Source organism: Streptomyces sp. 13-12-16 (assembly GCF_002114215.1).
Taxonomy (GTDB): domain Bacteria; phylum Actinomycetota; class Actinomycetes; order Streptomycetales; family Streptomycetaceae; genus Streptomyces.
Window position 1 is genome coordinate 515 of record NZ_NCTE01001351.1, and the last position, 1528, is coordinate 2042.

Annotated in this window: 1 protein-coding gene and 1 pseudogene; both read right to left on the reverse strand. The window is 73.4% G+C overall.

Annotation, left to right across the window (positions count from 1 at the left end; genetic code table 11):
- Positions 1-1301: FAD-binding dehydrogenase (locus B7767_RS40770; RefSeq protein ID WP_085576291.1), on the reverse strand; the 1301-nt coding region annotated here is incomplete at its 3' end.
- 32 nt (positions 1302-1333) lie between these two features.
- Positions 1334-1528 (reverse strand): annotated as a pseudogene (locus tag B7767_RS40775) (TetR family transcriptional regulator); the annotation flags it as partial.

The following is a 1528-nucleotide window of genomic DNA, read 5'->3' on the forward strand; positions in this document are numbered from 1 at the left end:
TCCCGGGCCTCGATCTGGCGGCGCAGGACGGCCGCGTCGAGCAGCGGTTCGTCGGTGAGGGCGTTCATCTTCTCGACGAGCTGTTCGACGGTGGGGGCGGTCACGAAGTCGGCGCCCTTGCGCAGGAACGCGTCCACCGGGCCGGGGGCGCCCTTGCCCAGCACACGGGTGCGCAGGAAGCCGGCCCGGTCCTTGGCGGTGATGTCGGGGTTCTGCTCGGAGCCCGACAGCGCGAACTCCTTCTCGATGATCCGCTGGGTGAGGACGAACCAGGAGTGGTCGTGTCCGGCGATGTCCTCGGTGGTGCGCAGGTGCTTCAGCGTGCCGAGGGTGTCGTAGCCGGGCAGACAGGGGTCGGGCAGCCGGCGGCCGAGGGCGTCGAACCACATCGAGGACGGTCCGGGCAGGATCCGGATGCCGTGTCCGGGCCAGATCGGGTCCCAGTTGCGCAGGCCCTCGGTGTAGTGCCACATGCGGTCCCGGTTGACCAGGCGCACGCCCGCGCGGGCGCTGATGTCGAGCATCCGCCCGTCGACGTAGGCCGGGACCCCGGTGACCATCTCGCGGGGCGGGGTGCCCAGCCGCTCGGGCCAGTGACGGCGGACGGTGTCGTGGTCGGCGCCGATGCCGCCGCTGGTGACGATCACGGCCTGGGCGGTGAGTTCGAACTCGCCGGTCGCCTCGCGGCTGGAGGCGACACCGCGCGGTGCGTCGTCCTCCGCGAGCAGGGTGCCGCGCACCCCGCGCGCGGTGCCGCCCTCGACGACGAGCTCGTCGACCCGGTGGCGGTGGTGGAAGGTGAGCAGTCCGTCGCGGACGGCCTGCCGGGCGTACCGGACGAAGGGTGCGACGACGCCGGTCCCGGTGCCCCAGGCGATGTGGAAGCGGGGCACGGTGTTGCCGTGTCCGTCCGCGCGGAGGTCGCCGCGCTCGGCCCAGCCGACGGTGGGCAGGAAGGTGATGCCGTGGCCGTCCAGCCAGGACCGCTTCTCCCCCGCCGCCCACTCGACGTAGGCCCTCGCCCAGCGCACCGCCCAGGTGTCCTCGTCGTCGAGCCGGTCGAAGCCCGCGCTGCCCTGCCAGTCGTTCCAGGCGAGGTCGAAGGAGTCCTTGATGCCCAGGCGCCGCTGCTCGGGCGATCCGACGAGGAACAGCCCGCCGAAGGACCAGAAGGCCTGCCCGCCGAGGTTGGCGGCGTTCTCCTGGTCGACCAGGGCGACCCTGCGGCCCCGGCTGGTCAGCTCGTGGGCCGCGACGAGGCCCGCGAGTCCCGCTCCGACGACGATGACGTCGGCATCCATGGCGACCGTCCCTTCCTGTTGCGCGGTGACTGTTATCCGGTGAGCAGCGCGGTCAGCAGTTGTTTCAGCCAGGCCCGGGCGCCCGCGACGTCCCGGTCCAGCAGCAGCCGGGTGGTGACACCGTCGTAGGCGGCGACCACGGCGTGCGCGGCGCCCTCGGCGTCACCGAGCACGGCGGGCAGTCCGGTGTGGCCGCGGGCCCGGGCGAGCCGGTCCGCGACGGCCCG